Annotated in this window: 14 protein-coding genes and 2 pseudogenes; 11 read left to right on the forward strand and 5 right to left on the reverse strand. The window is 60.4% G+C overall.

Annotated elements, in window-relative coordinates; genetic code table 11:
- Positions 1-171: 171 nt before the first annotated feature.
- Together DC522_RS14395 and DC522_RS14400 are read right to left on the reverse strand one after the other, a co-directional pair.
- Positions 172-684: a hypothetical protein gene (locus tag DC522_RS14395; RefSeq protein ID WP_116529378.1), complete on the reverse strand. Its 513-nt coding sequence runs from the start codon at positions 682-684 to the stop codon at positions 172-174.
- A 46-nt stretch (positions 685-730) separates the two neighbouring features.
- Positions 731-1,717 carry a YwqG family protein gene (locus DC522_RS14400; RefSeq protein WP_116529379.1) on the reverse strand — a complete coding sequence of 329 codons (987 nt, stop codon included), beginning with the start codon at positions 1,715-1,717 and terminating at the stop codon, positions 731-733.
- A gap of 90 nt (positions 1,718-1,807) precedes the next feature.
- Here DC522_RS14400 and DC522_RS14405 point away from each other — a divergent pair.
- A pseudogene (locus DC522_RS14405) lies at positions 1,808-1,979 on the forward strand (NADP-dependent isocitrate dehydrogenase); the annotation flags it as partial.
- Between the two features lie 63 nt (positions 1,980-2,042).
- Here the strand turns inward: DC522_RS14405 and DC522_RS14410 are convergent.
- Together DC522_RS14410 and DC522_RS14415 are read right to left on the reverse strand one after the other, a co-directional pair.
- Positions 2,043-2,597: a hypothetical protein gene (locus tag DC522_RS14410; RefSeq protein ID WP_116529380.1), complete on the reverse strand. Its 555-nt coding sequence runs from the start codon at positions 2,595-2,597 to the stop codon at positions 2,043-2,045.
- Positions 2,566-2,919: a hypothetical protein gene (locus DC522_RS14415; protein ID WP_116529381.1), complete on the reverse strand. Its 354-nt coding sequence runs from the start codon at positions 2,917-2,919 to the stop codon at positions 2,566-2,568. Before DC522_RS14415 ends, DC522_RS14410 begins: the two co-directional genes overlap by 32 nt.
- Before the next feature lie 166 nt (positions 2,920-3,085).
- Between DC522_RS14415 and DC522_RS14420 the strand changes: the two genes are divergently transcribed.
- The 10 genes and pseudogenes from DC522_RS14420 (at position 3,086) to DC522_RS14455 (ending at position 11,236) form a co-directional block, all read left to right on the forward strand.
- The gene (locus DC522_RS14420; RefSeq protein WP_133239287.1) at positions 3,086-3,946 is read left to right on the forward strand and encodes a hypothetical protein; all 861 of its coding nucleotides are present in this window, start codon (positions 3,086-3,088) and stop codon (positions 3,944-3,946) included.
- Positions 3,947-4,022: 76 nt separating this feature from the next.
- Positions 4,023-4,208: a hypothetical protein gene (locus DC522_RS34290; protein ID WP_133239288.1), complete on the forward strand. Its 186-nt coding sequence runs from the start codon at positions 4,023-4,025 to the stop codon at positions 4,206-4,208.
- A 25-nt stretch (positions 4,209-4,233) separates the two neighbouring features.
- A pseudogene (locus DC522_RS14425) lies at positions 4,234-4,347 on the forward strand (GFA family protein); the annotation flags it as partial.
- A 142-nt stretch (positions 4,348-4,489) separates the two neighbouring features.
- A complete protein-coding gene (locus DC522_RS14430) occupies positions 4,490-5,689 on the forward strand; it encodes a site-specific integrase (protein WP_116529383.1) in 1,200 nt (399 codons plus the stop codon).
- Positions 5,686-6,609: a hypothetical protein gene (locus tag DC522_RS14435; RefSeq protein WP_116529384.1), complete on the forward strand. Its 924-nt coding sequence runs from the start codon at positions 5,686-5,688 to the stop codon at positions 6,607-6,609. Before DC522_RS14430 ends, DC522_RS14435 begins: the two co-directional genes overlap by 4 nt.
- Before the next feature lie 148 nt (positions 6,610-6,757).
- Entirely contained in the window at positions 6,758-6,985 is a 228-nt protein-coding gene (locus DC522_RS14440) for an AlpA family transcriptional regulator (protein ID WP_116529385.1), read from the forward strand.
- 63 nt (positions 6,986-7,048) lie between these two features.
- Complete coding sequence (locus tag DC522_RS34295; RefSeq protein ID WP_133239289.1) at positions 7,049-7,231, forward strand: hypothetical protein; 183 nt, start codon at positions 7,049-7,051, stop codon at positions 7,229-7,231.
- Positions 7,228-7,995, forward strand: coding sequence for a hypothetical protein (locus DC522_RS14445; RefSeq protein WP_116529386.1), 768 nt, complete (start codon positions 7,228-7,230; stop codon positions 7,993-7,995). The genes DC522_RS34295 and DC522_RS14445 overlap by 4 nt, the downstream gene beginning before the upstream one ends.
- 172 nt (positions 7,996-8,167) lie before the next feature.
- Entirely contained in the window at positions 8,168-9,073 is a 906-nt protein-coding gene (locus DC522_RS14450) for an AAA family ATPase (protein ID WP_256369860.1), read from the forward strand.
- A 375-nt stretch (positions 9,074-9,448) separates the two neighbouring features.
- Positions 9,449-11,236, forward strand: coding sequence for a hypothetical protein (locus DC522_RS14455; RefSeq protein WP_116529388.1), 1,788 nt, complete (start codon positions 9,449-9,451; stop codon positions 11,234-11,236).
- 390 nt (positions 11,237-11,626) lie between these two features.
- On the opposite strand, the gene DC522_RS14460 is transcribed toward DC522_RS14455, so the two are convergent.
- Positions 11,627-13,021, reverse strand: coding sequence for a hypothetical protein (locus DC522_RS14460; protein ID WP_133239290.1), 1,395 nt, complete (start codon positions 13,019-13,021; stop codon positions 11,627-11,629).
- Between the last annotated feature and the right edge of the window lie 1,285 nt (positions 13,022-14,306).

Below are 14,306 nucleotides of genomic sequence, written 5' to 3' on the forward strand. Positions count from 1 at the left end.
CGGCGCCGAGCAGAAGTGGCTCTCCACCACCGGCTTCCTCGACAAGATCGACGAGAACCTCAAGAAGGCAATGGCGGCTTAAGAGGGCTAGGCCGTTCCAGCAAAACAGAAAGCCCGGCAAAAGCCGGGCTTTTTATGCGACTAAAGCTGTGAATTTGATCTGCCGAGGCACTACGAAACAGGCGCTTTCTTAATCTTGATCAACCATGCCCCCGGTTCATCCTCGAAGACGCCGCTAATCCTGTAAAAGGTTTCGTTCTCGGTAAGAAGCTCAGCCACTGGAGCAGGAAACACCAGCTTATTTCGGTGGTCAGGCTCATGGCCTACGCTCAGCTCCTCTTCACCGGCAGTTATGCAGATATAAACATGAGGAGGCGGCGCTTTTGGCTCTGCCGCGAGCCATTCGTCATCTATGATCAAATAGGGCTCGGAAATTACGATCCCCTGATCGGCTAAAACAGCTCGTTGGCTTGACCATTTGCGGAGCAACGATAAGCCTGCGGCACAGGCTGAAAGAAGGAATGCGGGATCGACTATGACAGGTTCGGTCGGATCCAGCACATGCCGGTCGATATGCCAAACGGCGTCGGGAGTCTCTTGGAAGGCGCACACCATCTGTATAAGATCGTTGTCTGGATCTTGCAGCACTCGATCCACGAGCGTGTTTGGCGCGCCTGCTTTCATTTTCATCCTAGTGCTAGTGAATGATGGTCAAATTGCAAAGAGCCTTTCATCCGCATTGAAGAATAGGTCGAGCATTCTCGAAACGGCGCGCCTTCAGGTCGCAGCGGTGGATCCACAGGTAGAGCATCCCGGAATCGCCCCACATCATGCCATTGTTATCGTCAGACGCGATCTGGAACAGGAAGACCCAATTCTGACGTTCGGGTTCAAGCTCGATCTCGTCCAAAGGTTCGGGCGAGCTACCTAAATCAATCCCTTGGGACAGGAGCACACATTCACAGGCCATGTCGCCTTGTATTTGTGTGGGATAGCCGCCGACGCGATGCGTGCTGCCGAGAGGCTCCAAGTCGTCGCTCCACTGAAAGAGCATATCTTTGTCATCGAGATGATCAAAGGTCGGCGAAAAGGGACTCTCGCAAACGAGAGTGGCGGCTAAAGTGCATCGCAGCGGATCCATTCGCATTTCGGCCATATCCTCCGGAACAGGCATCCGTACGAGCGCCGGAACGGGCGTTTGATCGAAGATCAGACGGGCTCCAACGATGTCTCCTAACCTGAACCCCCAGGGCTGCTCCTTGACATCATAGAAGAGAAGAAAGCGACCTTCCTTTGGAAAATCTGCGTCCAGAGCAGCGACCGTCGCAACGGCCGCCAGATCGATCTGCGCGATGAAGGCAAGCGGCGCTTCGCGCATCGCAGCGTCGGCCAGTTCAAGCGCCTCACGCCGGTAGCGCTCACGCTCCTCTTCAGGCATCCAGCTAAACGCTGGATACTTCCCTGCCATCTTGAGATGCTCGTCCCGGATCTGCGCCCCGTTGGGGTACGGCGGGCGGACAGGCCAAGTCATGCCGGCGGGGAGATCCGGACAACCGCCAATCTTGGTTGCACCCAGGGGGATCTCCTCTTCGCTGCCGACTGCCTCCGTCGTGATGACGATTGCGGGTCTCGCGTGCTCAGCGACAGATCGCGCGCTTTCCAGCGACAGGCCTGCATTCAGGAGGCTCTCCTCGATCTCCTGGATTGTCTCGAACAATTCCGCCCCCCGCGCCCTTTGATATAGTGTAACTTATCCCTGCCTTTAGAACTCGTGCAATGCTGAGATTTTCACTTTCCCTCTACGAGGAACACAGAACTCGCCAAGTTCGCCGCGACGCTGGAGAAGGTCTGCGTCGACACGGTCGAGGCCGGCGCCATGACCAAGGACCTCGCTCTTCTGGTCGGGGCCGAGCAGAAGTGGCTCTCCGCCACCGGCTTCCTCGAAGATCGACGAGAACCAAAAAGCGATGGCCGCTTAGATAGCTAAAGCGAGTGGGGCCACCTAAGCCTCGCTCGCATGCTCTTTACCCATCCCGGCGTCCTCAGGCAGCAGCGTCGGGTGAAACATGACGGCGCACGACCAGATCGTCCTGAATCCTCAGCAATCCGCAAGCCTTGGCCTGCCCGAGGCCGCGCTTGAGAAAAGGATATGCGCGCGCCTCGGATGCTGCGAACAGAAGGGCGATGAGGCCTTTCTCAGGAACATGCTTGCGCAGTTCCTCGACAAGTTCCTCCGCGTTCTCGCCCCGGCAAACGGACGATACATATTCACAGACTGCAGCGACAACGGGGCTCAGTTCCACATACCGCTTCTCGACGATCGCGACGATCGATTCCGCCTTCACGCCGTCCGCGATGGCCATATCGATCATGAGCTGAGCGCAGGGGCCGCAATCCTCCTGGAGCACGGCGGACAACCTGGCGGCATGATATGCCTCCGGCGGGAGAACCGAGCGGGAAGGCTTGGGATGGTTCGAAAGCAAAAACCTCAGGGTGGCCGGCGGAGAGGCCACGGCGATATCCTTGAGGTAGCCAGCGTCATAGGACCAGCGCTTCTCGAACCGCTCAAGGCCAAACCTGAGAAGACGGTACAGCATCAGACATTTTCCTGGATATCACAAAGCCGCACAGAATGCCGACGAAGGCTGGCATCACGACGAATATCGTTTCGAGAGCGAGAGCGACTCCGGACGGCAAGCCCTCTACCGACCAGTGCAGCACATGAAACAACGCGTGCAGAAGCGGCCAGATGCTGCCGATCACGATGAATGAGCCGTTCTTCCTCAAGGAGCCGGTCAGAACGAGCCCACCGGACACAAGGTTCACAAGGCCGATATCGATTACGAAATGCGGATTGAATGGCCCGGTTTCACTCACACCAGGAGTGGACATAAACCATTCTTGCGGCATCGCCGTCATCCATAGGCCATTCACCAAAGCTCCTGCACCTATGAGGAAAGCAAGAATCCTCATCATGGATTTTTAATCTGCCCCAACCCAAATGAAACCCGGTCCAGACTTGATGACCTCTCATGCATGATATGTCAAAACTTTAGTAATAAGATATTATAACAGAGAAATGAGCATGATCAACGAGAGCACCATCACACTGAAGCACGCAAGTTGCCCTGTCTTGAGAGCTGCGGCTCTCTCCGCTCTCATCATGGCAGCATGCGGTATCGCTCAGGCACAGGAGCCCATCCAGGCCATTCGCCTGAGAGAGATCAAGAACCTCGACAAGCTCGATCCCAATTGGATCATGGGCCTGTGCAATCTCCCCGGTCTCGAGTGCAACAAGGTGGAGGAGCCGAAGCTCTACGAGCGCAAGACCGCAACGGGCGCCGAATACTACGCCGTGATGGTGAACAAGACGATTTCCCGTCTCGTCATGAGGGCTCCTGGACAGTGGGAGGCTCTGAACGTCTGGAATCTTGCGAAATTTCCCGCGCCTCCCAAGGCGGAGGGAGCGGGTGATCCCAGGTTGCTCGACATCCACCCAGCGCTTTATCCGGTTGCTCCTGATCTCTGGGCGGTTGCGGTCTTATCCAACACGTCAGAATCCTACTCGGGCGGTGGTGCCGCCTTCAAAACGGCAGACTTCGTGGTGCTCGATTCCAAAGCATCTGAAGTGACCGAAAAGCAGCGACTGTTCGCGGCCGTGCCCTTCAGTTGCACGAAGACCGTGCGCGCCTGTTTTTCGGAGAAAGAATACAAGAAATCACCGCACTGCCATGATGAAAGCACCGGCTTTCTGGCGCTGAAATTCGCACCCTCCTCCACAGGCGGCCTCCATGACTGGACAGCTACGTGGCACGAGACGGTCTGGCCGGGCGGCGTTCCGAAGACCGCGCAGACCACGACGCGGACCGTTGCTGTTCTCAAACCTGGTAAGCAGGCCGTTGCGCCCGGCATGTTCCCCTTCTGTGGAGGTCCTGTCGATCAGTAGATCCAGAGCATCCTTGCCCGGATGGAGGAGCGTTCCAGATACTCAAGCACTCCTCCAACCCAAAAGGTTCTCCGGAATGAGCGACGCACCTCCGAACGAAGGCCCACTGGAATATGCCGTAAGGGAATACCGGCGTCTGTTCGAGGAAGCGCGCCTTGGTCAGCGGCCATGGGATGAAGAGGCGACCTTGAGGGCGCTGGCCGAGAAAACACATGTGACTATAGAAGAGCTTCGCGCTGCTCTCTCTCGTTCATCAGGTTGATAAGAACACGTCCGCTGAACTCGCCATGCCAGATCAATCGCCACATCCGGTCATGACCGGCGGCTGCCAGTGCGGCGCGGTGCGCTATGCCCTGATGTCCGAGCCGACCCATGCGAGCATCTGCCATTGCCGCATGTGCTGCGAGTGATCACGGGTGATCGGGAAGCAGCAGAAAGTCCTTATTTTCAACGAATTCCAAGATCAGCATCTGTCCAATGTGATCGGAAAAGATCGCTGGGAAGCAGGAGATTGCTTCCCATCTGCTTCCCACGGAGGGTGCGATGCGCCTCACCAAGCCGAACGTCGCGAAGCTGGAACTGCCCGCCGGAAAGGCCGAAGCCATCGTCTTCGATGACGCCCTGCGCGGCTTTGGCGTCCGCATCAGAGCCGGAGGCAAGCGGACCTGGATCGTCCAATATCGCGTCGGCACCAAGCAGCGCAGGATCACCCTCGGAACCGTCGAGGCCCTCGATCCTGATCGGGCGCGGAAGGTTGCGAAGGATGTATTATCCCGAGCGCAACTCGGCAGCGATCCGCAAATCGAGAAGGCCGAGGCGCGAGCCCGCGCGTCGCTCACGACGGGCATGGTCGTTCAACGCTATCTCGAAGTGGCCGCCCAAAGACAGCGCGAGCGCAGCTTCTCAGCGACCCGGCGTTACCTGACACAACTTTGGGCTCCGCTCCACGAAATCCCGATCAGCCACGTCAAACGGGCCATGGTCGCCGTCCGTCTCACCGAGATTGCGCGCGATCATGGGCCTGTGACGGCGAACCGCGCCCGCCAGTCCCTGTCCACCTTCTTCGGCTGGGCCATGCGCGAGGGGCTCACCGAGGCGAATCCCGTCACCGCGACAAACCAGGCGGCGGAGGAGAAATCCCGCGAGCGCGTTCTTTCCGATGACGAGCTGGCGGCGATCTGGCGGGCCTGCCCTGACGACAATTTCGGGGCTATCGTGCGCCTGCTCATGCTGACTGGTCAGCGCCGCGACGAGGTCGGCGGCCTGCGCCGCAGCGAGATCGATCTGAACAGGGCGCTCTGGAGCCTGCCACCCCACCGGACGAAGAATGGCCGCCCCCACGAGGTCCCGCTGTCGGCTCCGGCGCTGGCGATCATCACGGCGGCCATGGCGGCCAGCAACCGCACGGTCCTGTTCGGCTACGAGGAGCGCCCGTTCTCCGGCTGGAGCAGTGCGAAGGCCGCTCTTGAGAAACGCCTGAAGGAGGCAGCCACTCCGATTGCGGAGTGGCGTCTCCATGACCTCAGGCGCACGGCAGCCACGCGCATGGCCGACATGGGCACTCTTCCGCATGTCATTGAGGCAATCCTCAATCATGCGTCGGGCCACAAGGCAGGCATTGCTGGGGTTTATAACCGCGCCGTGTATGCCAAGGAGAAGCGCGAAGCCCTGGATGTCTGGGCGGACCACGTCCTCGCCATCGTTTCCGATGCCCCGGCGGACAAGGCTGGAGCCGCACGATGAGCACGGTGAGCCTTGAAGCTGTCGATAAGATCATCGCCGAGTTGTGCCGAGGGTCAAGCAAGGACGATCTGGTGCCGACCGACTTGGACAAGATGGCTTTCGCCCGCGCCCTCGAAGACGTTCGCGAACGGTACGAGATGCACCGTGACTTAGACCATCTATCGACGAAGCCTCAGAAGAAAAACAGCATCAACACCCTGAACGCATCAGCAAAACAGTTCAGGGATCATCTGTCCGCGTTCCTGAAAGACGAGACGGCAGGCGTTGAGCTTATCAAGCACGCGGCTCGCCAGGACAGCAGGTTGGCAGCGCAGGAGATCGAGCCCCTGAAGCGACGCCAGGCCGAGATCAAGCGCCGTCTTAGGAACGAACAGCTGGAGGAAATGACACGGACGGCTCTCTTGGAAGAGCTTGACGCGGCCAAGGCCGCCGAAAGCAAACGCTCGGGTCCGTATCGGGACGAGCCGCATTCCCCCGCAGCAGCCCTCCACCGGCTTGAGCGCGACATCGATGCCGTGATCCGCTGGACCGAAATCCTGTTAAAGATAAACGAAAAGCCAGAGCCGGAAGAAGGTAGTCCTGAGGAACATGAAACCGGACACCTGAGATTTGAAGGCTGGCAGGAACTTCCTGGCGATAGGGCGACACGCTGGCTGGTGAACCGAGGCATCCCTGTCTTGATGCGAAAATTCTTTCGTCTGAGGAAGAAAACAAGTCGAGGCACGAAAGGCCCAGGCGGTCCGAGCATCCGTTTCACACTGGCGGTTCTCAATGAATTCGGTGCCGTCAGTCCAAAGACGAAAGAGCCACTGAGCGCGTCTGCCATCGAAGATTACTGGAAGAGACAGAAAAGAAGCAAAAAGGCTTCTGAAATCGTCTGCCTCAAGGATCACCAGAAAAATCCTCCACATAGGGGATAGCGCCCAAAAAAAGATGAGCATCCCCGACATGAACGCCTGATCTCTCAGAATTAGGCTCGCGCCCTCATGATCCTGGATGACTTCAGATCCTCCAGGCTCACGCCAGAAGGCCGGGCATGGTGCCCGGCTGCGGCCAAGGGCTCAGTCCATGACCAACACGCTCGATCACCTTCCGGCGGATCTCAACCGTCACCGTGTCCTGAGCGCCGCCGAAGCGGCGGCGTTTTTGAATTTATCGCTTCCGCATTTCAGGCGTCTCTACCGCAGTGGTGCCGTCCCGCCCCCGATCCGCCTTTCGGAGCGCCGCCTTGGCTGGCGCGTCGGCGATCTGATCGTATGGATCGAGGCGCGTCAGAGCCGCCCCGTCGCCGCGTGATTCCTCAACGGAAAGGCCCCGTCCGAGCTGCGAACTCGTGGACAGGGCCAGGAAGTCTTTTGCATGACAACTCTTACCACCTCCACCGAGCGGTGCAAGGCCGCGCATAACGACAAATCCCGTTCAACTCTCACCCACTCCCCCACAGAAGCTCATGCCATTCGTACCATCATGCGCAGGGCACGCGTGAGCCAAGCGCAGGCCACACTGGTCGCCGAGTTGCATCTTTTCGGGAGGGCGGCATGACTGAACACCCCCGCTCCTTCTCATCGGACGATCATGGGAAGTCCGAGCCCAACGCGGAGCGCGTCGAAGCCGCCTGGAAGCACTATCTCGCCGCGCGCGAGCGCGCTGAGACAAAGTCGCGACATCACGGATGGCATCGTCGCCGGACATGCTTGGCGCGATTTCTTCGATCTCTTCACTGGCAGGAGGGCGTCATGAACGCCCGCGATCCTTACGGCATCGAGGCTGCCTTCAGTGGCTGCACCATCCCGATTCCCTTTCACGTCGAAAAGTTAGAGCGGCTAGGAGTTCCGCCCGATGCACTTGCGGGGCCGACCCTCGTTCGGGTCAGCCACGTTCATTTCAACGGCGACATTTTCGATTTCGCCGACGATCACCCGATTGTCGAGGGAGAGCCAGTTTTCGTCTTCCTCGTCACTGATCTCTGGGGCGAGCCTATTGACCTGATCGCCTGGAATCCCGCTACCGGGAGGACGGCCACGTGGTTGCGCCGAGCGTTCGCGCTCGGCGAGGCGAAGATTCACGCTCCTCGGCTCTCTGAGCACGGCGAGCTGCGCGTGCACCGCACCGTGCTCGGCTGGCTCAGGGCTCGCCAGGAAGGCATCTGCATTATCCGCCCCGAAGTCGCGGCTATTCGCCTCGAATGCGCAGGCTCTCTCCTCGCCGAGGACGAAGCGCATGGCGAAGAGCTGGATCAGATCCTGACTCGTCCAAGGCCGCGCATCCTCGTGACCTCCTCGCGTTGTTACAAGAAAGCATCCTGATGGACATTCATCGCGATTACATCGATCTCGAAGAGCTGCGTGCCCAGCGGCGGCAACACGCGCATGGCGGCGCGCAGGGCGGCACGAAGCCGATGATCCGTTCAGCCCGTGAGCTGCGGCGCAGGCAGTTCGAGCCGATCCGGTACGTGGTGCCCGGCTATATCGCGGAAGGCTGCACCCTTCTCGCTGGACGGCCCAAGCTCGGAAAAGTTGGCTCGTACTGGAGATGGGCCTCGCCGTGGCCATGGGCGAGGCATGCCTGGGCGGCATCGAGTGCGAACAAGGCGATGTGCTTTATCTCGCCCTGGAGGACAACGAGCGCCGCCTTCAAAAGCGCATCGACAAGGTGCTCGGGCCGCTCAACGACTGGCCGCCGGATTTCGAGTACGCAACCGAGTGGCCCCGCGCCAACGAGGGCGGCCTCGACGAAATCCGCGCGTGGATCACGAATGCGAAGAATCCGCGCCTCATCATCGTGGATGTGCTGATGATGTTCAGGCCGAGAAGTGGGGCACACGATAACCAGTACGAGGCCGATTATCACGCGATCAAGGGCTTGCAGGCTCTCGCGTCTGAGTTTCAGGTTGCTATCGTCGTCGTCCACCACACGAGGAAGGGCGGCAGCAATGTGGACCCGTTCGAAAAGGTGAGCGGCACGCTCGGGCTCTCCGGCGCGGCGGACACGACTATCGTTCTCGACCGGAATAGCAGTGGCGCGACGATCTACGGGCGCGGACGCGACATCGAGGAAATCGAGAGTGCCGTGGAGTTCAACAAGGGTGATTGCCGCTGGTTCGTGATCGGCCAAGCACAAGAGGTGCGCCGCACCGACGAGCGGAGCCTGATCCTGTCTGCCCTCATGGAAGCGGACGACACCATGACCCCGGCGGACATCTCCGACGCTACTGGCATGTCGAACCAGAACGTTCGCCAATTGCTCGTGAGCATGACCAAGGCGGGAGAGGTGAGGAAAGTCTCACGGGGGCGGTACATTCATCCCGAGCGTTGTGATCTCGATCACAACGATCACAAGATCACAAAGTCCTACAGCGAAGCGAGGAACGGCAGCAATGAGTGATCCTTCCCGTTGTGATCTTGTGATCGTTGTGATCGCCCCTCGAAGTGATCGGAGCACAAGCCGGGTACAGGAGGCGAATGTCCCGGCAACCGTCTCCGACCTTATCTCGATGCCCACACCCCTCTACCCTGATAAGAAGATAAGAAGCGGCCGGATCTTCAGACGGCCAGAGGGCTTGCAGATGGCCCGCGCCGAGTCCGTTGGCGGGCATTCAGCGTTCGATGGGAGGTTGGTAGCCCCGGACATGAAATCCCGGCCCACGGGCTCGCCACGCGGCACGATTAATCAGACAGCCCGAGGTGCCAGGTCGGCTCGCCGAGTAGACGGGAGCGATGATCGGGCCGATATTGGAACAAACACAGAACGGAGCGGATCATGGATCTGACGATTGAACAGGAAAAGGCGTTGATCCTCGCGCGAGCGCGTGCCCGCAGGCAGGCTGCCGAGGCGCAGGCCGAAGGCAAGCCATGGGAGCGATTCCGGCAGCCGGAGGCTGCCGTGGCCCCCGACCAGGAAAGAGAGCGGTTGATGGCCCTTGCCAGGGCGCGCAAGCGCGCCGCCGAGGCGGGTTTGAAGCCATGGGAGATTGCCCGGCGACAGCAGGAGGAGGCTGGCCTCAAGCCCTGGCAACGCGACTGGAGCCAGCCCCAGGCGCCGGAGGCTCAGCCCGACCTGAAGCCGTGGGAACTTGCCAGAAAACAGGCGGAGGGCAGCCCCGATCCTGCCATCGCGGCCTATACCGCCGAAGTGATGTCGGGCGATCCCGCTCGCGCGCAGGCTGCGGTCGTCAAGGACGAGTTCGGGCGCATGCCTGCCTGGCAGTGGCCTCTCGTGGCCGCAGACGGTCTGACCTTCGGTCTCGCCGACACGCTGGGCGGCTATCTGTCGGAGGCAACCGGCATCGGCCCGACGCGCGAAGAGCGCCGCCGGAACACCGAGGACGCGCGCTCCCGTTCGGGTCTCGCCGGAACGGCGGCCGAGATGCTCGGCGGTGCCAAGACCCTTGGTGCGCTTCCCGGCACCTCGCCGACGCAGATGGTGCGCAACAAGCGGCTTGCCGCCCGTCTGGCGGCGGGCGGCGTGGAGGGTGCCGCCGTGTCGGCTCTGACCGAACTCGGCCATGAGCGCGAGGTAGACGGGACCGACCTTCTCACCGGGGCTGTCTCCGGTGCGGGCGGTCAGGCCGTGGCCTCCGGTGCATCCAAGCTGGCAGACGCGCTCGGCCAAGGCGCAAAGAGGCTCACCGGCCAGGTGCCGAAGGTGCCAAGCCAGGACGAGCTGCGCCGAGCGTCGGCTGCCGCCTTCAAGGAGGCCGACGAGGCAGGCGTGATGTTCACCCGGAAGGGCATGGACCGTCTAAAGGCTGAGGTGGTCGACGACCTCGGCACCGCCTACGACCCCGACATCTCGCCGAAGGTCGCCAAGATCCTCAAGCGGCTCGACAACGCCACGCCGACCCTGACCGAGCTGAAGAACATCCGCCAGCTCACGCGCGAGTGGTACGACCCCACGGGCAAGAAGGACATCACCAACCGGCTGCTCTTGAAGGTGCGCGGCCGGATCGACCGCTTCATCGAAGGCGCGGGCGAGGACGACCTGATCTCGGGCGACAACAAGGCGGCGGCAGCGGCCCTCGACAAGGCCCGCTCGCTGTGGGCCAGGGCCGAGAAGTCGGAGCGGGTCGAGGACATCATCGAAGAGGCGGCGAACCGCCAGGGGCCGGAGCGGGCGACGCGCACGATGATCGGCAAGCTGCCGGAGCGGATGCCGAACCTGACCCCGGACGAGCTGGCCTCCGCCAACGACGTGGCGCAGGGCACGCTCGGGCGCAACCTCGTCGCGTACACCGGCCGGGCGCTCGCGCCGCAGTCGGGCGCGCTCGGCACGGCGGCCTCGACCGCCGCAGCCGTCAGCGGTCTCCTGTCGGGCTATCCCTCGGCGGCTGCGGTTCCCGTTCTCGGCGCGGGTGCGAAGATGCTCTCCGACCGGATCACCAAGCGCAAGGCACAGCGCCTAGCCGAGCTGATGCGGGCGGGCGGCACGCGCGAAGCCCTACGAGGGCCAGATAACCTTCCGCAGCGCCTTGCCAAGACGAAACGCGACCTTCTCGCCCGCCTGCTGATGACCGGAGCCATCTCCTACGCTCCGGCGCTCGCGCAATAGCCAGAATAGGAACACCAGAAATATCCCGAGGATGACCCAGTCGCGGGTTGGCACCTGGGACAGGTCCGCCCGCGCGAGATGGGTGCCAAGCAGCGTCACCATTATCGCGAAGGTTTCCATGAGGACCTCCTGTCCTCACCCAAGGCGCGTGGGATTGGGGCAACCAGCGCGCGCCAGACCGCCATCATTCGTCTCATTCCCCAGCAGCCGTAGCTTCACCTTCGCTTTCTTACTTTTGATTTCTGAATCGAAATCTCTTGGCTAGCGCTACTTCATCAGCCACCCCCTGCTCGGCGTTTTCCCCGCATGGCCAAAAGCGCCTCTTGCCAGTGAGATCCCTTACGTCCTTCTGAGCGTTAGGTGGACAGGACGTCTCCACTGGATTCTCATCTAGTACAACGCCCAAAGCCCATCGACGGGCAGTAGGACTGCGGGCACATCCGGAGCGAGAGCCTCAGTGGCGGAATTCTCCCGAGCTGGTAAGCGAGGAGAACGCTTGAGCTTGACGACAGTGTTTCTGTCTGCCGCTTCACTTGGCTTAGGGCTTCCGGAAGGTGGCCTAGCCGATTTCTCGTCTTCGAATTTTATTGGGAGATTGCGGCGGCGGCTCTGCGTCGTTGCTTCATCGGACAATTTGCGCTCCGTCTCGACTTGGGGAGGGAGAGATCCCTGCCGAGCCTTGCGGTCGGAAACATCATCCTCCGTACCGGCTCCGCTGCTTGGCCTAGCGCCACCCTCGAATGTATGGCTTGAAGGCTTGAGCAGGACCGGAGTGCTTTGGAAAAGCAGTGCGGCGGGCACGAATTCCGTGTGGGCTTCTAAATTCGCGATTTGTCTCTTCAGAGCTTGTACGTCGCGGCGTGCCGCAGCGGTATTCTCTTTCTCTTGGCGGAGCGCTCCCTGAATTGTAGCAGCAAGCGCTGCTTGGGCTTTCAGAGCTAAAATTTCTCTCTGGGAAGCCAGCAACTGGCGAGTGACCGAAGCGTTGCGCGCGCTCTCTTGTTTTAACTCGCCCTGCATCTTGGCCTCGCTCTCCCGGAGAGCAGAGAGTTGCTCCTCCACAGCCTTCAACTGCTGGGATGCGGCATCTGCTCGCTCTTTCTCCTGGGCGGATGAGCTTACCACTTCGGTGGGACTGACGCCGACTGTCAGGAGCTTAACGACTTGACTTTTCAGAGACTCGATTTCGCGGGCAGCAAATCCTGCTGCAGCTCTTTCCCGCTCAAGAGCTGCTCGCAACTCGGCTGCCTCTGCGGCGCTCCCTTTGAGATGTGCAAGTTGCTCTTGCGCCTCCGTCAATTTCACAGTCAGTTCTGACAGTGCAGCGTTACCCTTTTCCACCTCTCTGGCATGCTTGTCTCTCGCTTCAGCGGCTCTTGTGGCGTTCTGCGTCATTGCCGCGAGCTGCCCTCGTACGAGGCTCAAGTCTTGGATGGCTGAATCAGCCCGTCCTTTTTCCTGCTCCAGTGCATGCTCAAGCTCTACTACTCTAGCCTCCTTTTCCCTTGAAGCTGCGAGTTGCCCTTGCATAACGTGCAGCTCTTGCAGCGCTGCTTCGGCACGCACCCTCTCTCTTTCCGCAGCATCGCCCGGTTCCCCTGCCTTGCCCTCTTTTTCTCCCGCGTCGCCGACTGAGACGCCCTGAGCAAAGGGTGTGTCTTTCCGCTCACGTGCCAGAGCTTGCAGCGCTCCCTGCACTTCCGGATCCTGAATACCATCAATGATGAGTATGGCGAATGCCCCTGCAGCTATAGCAGCCTCAAGCCTCCGCTGCGCTCCGGTCAAATCCCCCTGCCGCAGCAATTCTCCAACATCGGCAGCGAGCTCGGTTCTTTCAGGGCCCGACGAAAGCTGATGGATGAGTGAGGTCCAATAGCTCTGCGATGCATTTGGATGTGGAGATATTGCAGAGTCCTGTTTTGCCGAATGAGGTGTTGGTCGTGCACGGTCTAGCGCCTGGTCCTCTCGAATTTGAGGCAGGTGGGGAGTGGCTGGGCCAATCTCGTCACCTGCGAGACCGTGCGAAGAATACGCAAACACACCTAAAGCAACTACAGTGGGTACAAGGCTCCACCATCCGCGTCGCTCCTTGGGTACGTGCTTGCTGGAGGAGGTGCTTGAAAGCCAACTTCTCTGCGGCACCATGGGGGCCCTCCGAAAGGTTGTTGGTAGGTGTAATGCTTGCGGAGTACTGAAGTGACTTGCAAATCCCACCACGAAGAAACGACTGAAGCCATATGGCAGGCTCAGAAAATGCCGGGCAATTCTGGCAACTTTGGGCTTTGAATACTGCTGCCCGCCTAACCTTTTCGAAGTAATTCTTTTTTGTCCGCGGCCCAGCAGTTCAGGTCCGCTCGCGTTCCCAAGACTTTCTGTCACAGAAAGCTCAGAAAACGGGGGTATGCAACAGGACTCCGGACAGTAACCACTTCATCAACCGCGCCGCTGTCGCAGCTTAAGTCCTAAAATATCGCGACTATTCGGCCTGCTTGATCCAAACGGCACGTGATCCGTGCCTGCCGAAGCTGCACATGATTGCCTCGCTGGAACAAGATCCGTGCTTCAACGGGAGCTGAAAAGCCACCGCCCTTTAGACGGGCAGTACGTCCGGCACTGACAACGTCGACTTGCGTGGCCCCATAGCGCAAGGCGCCGGAGATAAGTGCGTTCCGGCAGGACTGAACAACGCTTAGCGGCGTACCGAGTTTGGCTCGCAGAGGTTGGAGCAGGTAGATGCTCCGGAACCATCCGCTATCGCCGCCCCCTTTCTCAATCGGCAACAGCACCTTTGGAACGGCGGGCCCTGCTAAGGATGACATTGCAAGGGCGGTGGGAGCAATGCTGGCGAGAAATCCTGAGGTGCGTGCCGCGTCGGGTGCACGTTGATCGGGATTGCCTCCGTTCATCGAGGCTGATGTTCCTGCACCGACGGAGCCTACTCCAGAAGTTCCGCTTCCGTTGCCTCCCAAGCCAGCTCCCGCCCCGCCACTGAAACCCAGCGACCCACCTCCGCCACCTGCGCCGCTCAGGCTGCCTCCGGCGCCAATGCCACTCGGGCCAACGCTGCCAC

Source organism: Microvirga sp. KLBC 81 (genome assembly GCF_003075415.1).
Taxonomy (GTDB): domain Bacteria; phylum Pseudomonadota; class Alphaproteobacteria; order Rhizobiales; family Beijerinckiaceae; genus Microvirga.

What these genes read in the sequence shown, in the direction of transcription:
- DC522_RS14395 (WP_116529378.1), bottom strand. Translation starts at nt 684, where the DNA reads ATGAAAGCAGGCGCGCCAAACACGCTCGTGGATCGAGTGCTGCAAGAT.
- DC522_RS14410 (WP_116529380.1), bottom strand. Translation starts at nt 2,597, where the DNA reads ATGCTGTACCGTCTTCTCAGGTTTGGCCTTGAGCGGTTCGAGAAGCGC.
- DC522_RS14415 (WP_116529381.1), bottom strand. Translation starts at nt 2,919, where the DNA reads ATGACGGCGATGCCGCAAGAATGGTTTATGTCCACTCCTGGTGTGAGT.
- DC522_RS14420 (WP_133239287.1), top strand. Translation starts at nt 3,086, where the DNA reads ATGATCAACGAGAGCACCATCACACTGAAGCACGCAAGTTGCCCTGTC.
- DC522_RS34290 (WP_133239288.1), top strand. Translation starts at nt 4,023, where the DNA reads ATGAGCGACGCACCTCCGAACGAAGGCCCACTGGAATATGCCGTAAGG.
- DC522_RS14430 (WP_116529383.1), top strand. Translation starts at nt 4,490, where the DNA reads ATGCGCCTCACCAAGCCGAACGTCGCGAAGCTGGAACTGCCCGCCGGA.
- DC522_RS14435 (WP_116529384.1), top strand. Translation starts at nt 5,686, where the DNA reads ATGAGCACGGTGAGCCTTGAAGCTGTCGATAAGATCATCGCCGAGTTG.
- DC522_RS14440 (WP_116529385.1), top strand. Translation starts at nt 6,758, where the DNA reads ATGACCAACACGCTCGATCACCTTCCGGCGGATCTCAACCGTCACCGT.
- DC522_RS34295 (WP_133239289.1), top strand. Translation starts at nt 7,049, where the DNA reads ATGACAACTCTTACCACCTCCACCGAGCGGTGCAAGGCCGCGCATAAC.
- DC522_RS14445 (WP_116529386.1), top strand. Translation starts at nt 7,228, where the DNA reads ATGACTGAACACCCCCGCTCCTTCTCATCGGACGATCATGGGAAGTCC.
- DC522_RS14455 (WP_116529388.1), top strand. Translation starts at nt 9,449, where the DNA reads ATGGATCTGACGATTGAACAGGAAAAGGCGTTGATCCTCGCGCGAGCG.